Origin of the sequence: Saccharothrix longispora, assembly GCF_030852425.1 — a bacterium.
Taxonomy (GTDB): domain Bacteria; phylum Actinomycetota; class Actinomycetes; order Mycobacteriales; family Pseudonocardiaceae; genus Actinosynnema; species Actinosynnema longispora.
Genome location: NZ_NSDM01000022.1, coordinates 50,451 through 54,204, shown reverse-complemented (window position 1 = coordinate 54,204; position 3,754 = coordinate 50,451). Strand labels below are relative to the sequence as shown.

4 protein-coding genes are annotated in these 3,754 nt (G+C 73.0%); 3 read left to right on the top strand and 1 reads right to left on the bottom strand.

Going from position 1 to position 3,754, the window contains the following annotated elements; translation table 11 throughout:
* The first annotated feature begins 137 nt into the window (after positions 1-137).
* Positions 138-878, top strand: a complete 741-nt coding sequence (locus CKY47_RS33840; protein ID WP_306750437.1) for a type VII secretion system-associated protein — start codon at positions 138-140, stop codon at positions 876-878.
* Positions 879-1,008: 130 nt separating this feature from the next.
* Here CKY47_RS33840 and CKY47_RS33835 read toward each other — a convergent pair whose 3' ends face one another.
* Positions 1,009-1,404 carry a hypothetical protein gene (locus CKY47_RS33835; RefSeq protein WP_306750436.1) on the bottom strand — a complete coding sequence of 132 codons (396 nt, stop codon included), beginning with the start codon at positions 1,402-1,404 and terminating at the stop codon, positions 1,009-1,011.
* Positions 1,405-1,623: 219 nt separating this feature from the next.
* On the opposite strand from CKY47_RS33835, the gene CKY47_RS33830 reads away from it, so the two are divergent.
* Complete coding sequence (locus tag CKY47_RS33830; protein ID WP_306750435.1) at positions 1,624-2,844, top strand: glycoside hydrolase family 16 protein; 1,221 nt, start codon at positions 1,624-1,626, stop codon at positions 2,842-2,844.
* Positions 2,845-2,997: 153 nt separating this feature from the next.
* Positions 2,998-3,747, top strand: coding sequence for an SDR family NAD(P)-dependent oxidoreductase (locus CKY47_RS33825; RefSeq protein WP_306750434.1), 750 nt, complete (start codon positions 2,998-3,000; stop codon positions 3,745-3,747).
* Positions 3,748-3,754: the final 7 nt, after the last annotated feature.

The window sequence follows — 3,754 nt, the reverse complement described above, 5'->3', positions numbered from 1 at the left end:
CAGCCGTGCCGGGCCGTTGGGGAAGTGGTGCCTGCCTCAACGCGCCCGGTGCCCGCCGCGCGGGTTGTCCGCGCGGGGCGCGGACCGTGCAATGAACCCACCCGATATCCCCGAATGACGCGTGACAGGAGGACGACGTGGAGGCGGACGCCGACGTCGAGAACTGGTTCCTGCTGATGGACCCCTCGTGGGAACCGCAGACCGAGGACGAGGCGCCGCCCCTGGAAGCCGTGGTGGGCCTGTGGCCGGTGAAGCCGGACGGCGGCCTCGGCCCCTTCCGGACCAACCCCGGCTACCTGCCCTCGAACCCGGACTCGCCGGCCGACCCGATGGACGCCATGCTGCGGTTGGTGATCAGCGGCGACGCCGAGGTCGAGCAGTTCCAGCTGCTGATGCGCGACTCGCTGTTCGACATCGCCATGAACGGCGACGACCGCCCGCTGGTGATGCGCTCGCCGGACGACGTGCCCTGCGTGGTGATCGCCACCTCCGAGGTGCACCGCCTGCGCGTCAGCTCCCCGGACTGGCGGCGGATCGACCTGGTCGAACTGGTGAACATGCTGGCCGACGACGTGGACGTGCTGTTCAACCCCGGCGGCCCGGCCTCCGTGCGACTGGTCGGCGACTTCATGCGCCGGGCCCTCGCCCTGTCCGACGAGGAGGTGGGCGCGACCTACCAGCGCTTCCACGGCGGGCAATCGCTGGAGGTCCTCCCCTGGGAGGTGCCGCCGGTCCCGGGCGGCCGGACCGCCACCGCCGGCGAACCGGAGTTCGCCACCGTCGCCGCCGCCACCGCCGAGCCGGAGTTCGTCACCACCACCGAGCCGGCGGCCGACGAGAGCGCCCCTCCGACGGCCGTTCCCCGCCCCGAAGCCTGAAACTGGTTGGATGACGCCACGAACCCGCCCACGCTCTCTGCGGGCGGGTTCGTGGCTGTGCTTCCGGGATGTGCCGCTTCCGGGTTCGGCTACCCGGCGGTGTGGACCACCGCCGGGCAGCCTGGGGCGGTTACCGGTGGGCGTGCGCCTTGATGACCGGCGAGTAGTAGCTGCCGGAGGTGTGGAACACGTCGTTCGACCGGTCGGTGGTGAAGTACCGGGTTGCGAGGGCCTTGTTCTGCGGCGTGTCGGGCTTGATGACGATGCCGACGCTCTCCCCGCCGGTGTGGGTGGTCACGACGCACTGGTTGGTCCAGGCGGTGGCGGAGTAGTGGCCGCGGCCCGGGAGGTAGGTCGGGAAGTAGGCGGAGACGTGGAAGTCGTCCGCGTAGTTGCAGAGGGTGAAGCTGTAGGCGGCCGCTGACGCCGTGCCGGCGGTGGCCGTGGCGATGGTCGCGACGAGGACGCCGACGGCGAGGGACGACAGCGCGGCGCGGAGGGCGCGGAGGGCGCGGAGGCTGAACACGGGACTCCTTGCGGGGTGTTGCGGGTGGTGTCCAGCGCAGTCTGACCACGGCGCGTCGCCCGCCGCTGCGGTCCGGGAGCCTTCGTGCCCGAACGGCTACACCGCCTTTCCCGGTCGCGCGATCATGGTGGTTCCCGGAGGACCCCGCCGCTCGCGGGATGGCCTAATCGGCTCAACGGCGTCGTGGTGCCGCCGATCTGGATGCGGAGGAACAGGTTGATGTTCATCGCGCCGAAGTGGCTCAGGCGGCTGAACCGGCGGGTCACGAAGGTGAACCGACAGGTCGCGCGGACGTGGTCCGGGTCGGTGCGCCGGCCGGTCGTGGTCGTGGTCGCGGTGGTGACCGTCCTGACCGCGGGGATCGGCTGGGCCGTGGTCGCGGGCCTCGGCGGCGACCCGGCCGCGAGCGCGCCGGCGGATGTCTCCGCCCACTCCGAGGCCCCGTTGCCGCGTGCCGCGACCTCCACTCCGGTTCCCCCCACGTCCTCCTCGTCCGTCGAGCCCGTTCCCGCGCCACCACCCGCGCCCGTCGTCGCGCCGGCCGGTGACCCCCGGTCCGGCGGCTCCCCGGCGCCCTCCGGCGGCGAGGCGTGCGGTCGGTTCTTCGACGACTTCCGCTACACCTCCAGCGGCGACGGGCGGTTCACCGCGGCCGGGTGGACGGCGCGGTCCGAGGCAGGCGGACCCGGGCCGCAGGGTGCGCGCTGGTCACCGGGCAACATCACGTTCCCGTCCGTCGAGGGCGAGCAGGTCGCCCAGCTCAGCGCCTCCACCGACGGGACGAACGCCGGCACCAGCCAGGCCGAGCTCGTGCAGCAGGAGCGCCGGTTCGGCCACGGCACCTACGCCAGCCGCGTCCGGTTCACCGACGCACCGGTCACCGGCGCGGACGGCGACCACGTCATGCAGGCGTACCTCACCATCACGCCGCTGCGCGGCGACGACGACCCGCTCTACAGCCAGCTGAGCTTCACCGAGTACACCCCCAACGGGGCGTGGGGCGGGCGCGACCCGCTGCGCAGTCACGCGAGCGTCCACACGATCCGGTCGGAGCCCTACGAGGCCGACCAGGCCGTCACCTCGACCCCGGGGGGCTTCGGCGGGTGGCACACGGTCGTCACCCAGGTAGGCGGGGGACACGTGCGGTACTACGTGGACGGTGTGCTGGTCGCCGATCACGTGGACGACGGCAAGGGGCGCTCGGTGCTGCCCCGCCAGCCGATGTCGTTGAACTACAACCTGTGGTTCACCGACCTGGAGGGCCACCGCGGCGGGGTCAGCACGTACGTCCAGCAGGTCGACTGGACCTACTACGCCCAGGACGAGCTCGTCGCGCCCGCGGACGTGCAGGGGCAGGTCGCCGCCCACCGCGCCGCGAGCTCCGCCCGGGTGGACACGCTGCGCGGAGGCGACCGGACGCCGTCGCGCTGCCGTCCCTGACCCGCGCCGCCCGGATGTCGATCGGGGCGTCCGGACACCACGTCCGGCCTTTCGCGCAACGGCCGATGGCCCACGGGTGCCCCCATCCGGAGGATTGCCCGGCACCCGCCGGGCGTGTGGGATGCGGGTCCGGGAGTGGTGAGGAGATCTTTGGTGAACGATGAGGCGTACCGGGACAAGGTCGCGCTGGTCACCGGTGCCGCGCACGGCATCGGCGCGGCGGTCGCGCGCAGGTTGGCGGGCGGTGGCGCGCGCGTGGTGGTCGCCGACCTGGACGCCGAGGCGGGCGCGGCCGTCGCCGACGAGATCGGCGGCCTGTTCGTCCTGTGCGACGTGCGCGAGGCGGGCGACACCGCGGACGCGGTCGAGGCGACCGTCGAGGAGTTCGGGGGACTGGACATCGCGTGCCTGAACGCCGGTGTGGTGACCGGTGGTGACGGCGGGTTCGACGTCGAGCATTACCGCCAGGTCTTCGCCGTGAACGTCGACGGCGTCGTCTACGGCGTCCAGGCGGCCCTGCCGGCCCTGCGGGCGCGCGGTGGCGGGCGGATCGTGGCGGTCGCGAGCCTGGCCGGGCTGGTGCCCGTGCCGTTCGACCCGTTCTACGGCGCCAGCAAGGCGGCCGTCGTGAACTACGTGCGGTCGCTGGCGCCGCTGATCGCCCACGAGGGCATCCGCCTGAACGCGTTCTGCCCGTCCTTCACCGACACCACGGCCATCGACGGCTTCCGCGGTTTCATCCGGGACGCGGGCCTGCCGGTGATGGAGGTCATGACCGTCGTCGACGCGTTCGAGTCGGTCCTCGCCTCACCGGGAACCGGTGAGGCCTGGTACGTCCAGTCCGGGCGGCCCAGCGAGCCGATGGCCTTCGCCTCCCCGCCCGACCCCGTGCCCGCGGCCTGACCGCCCG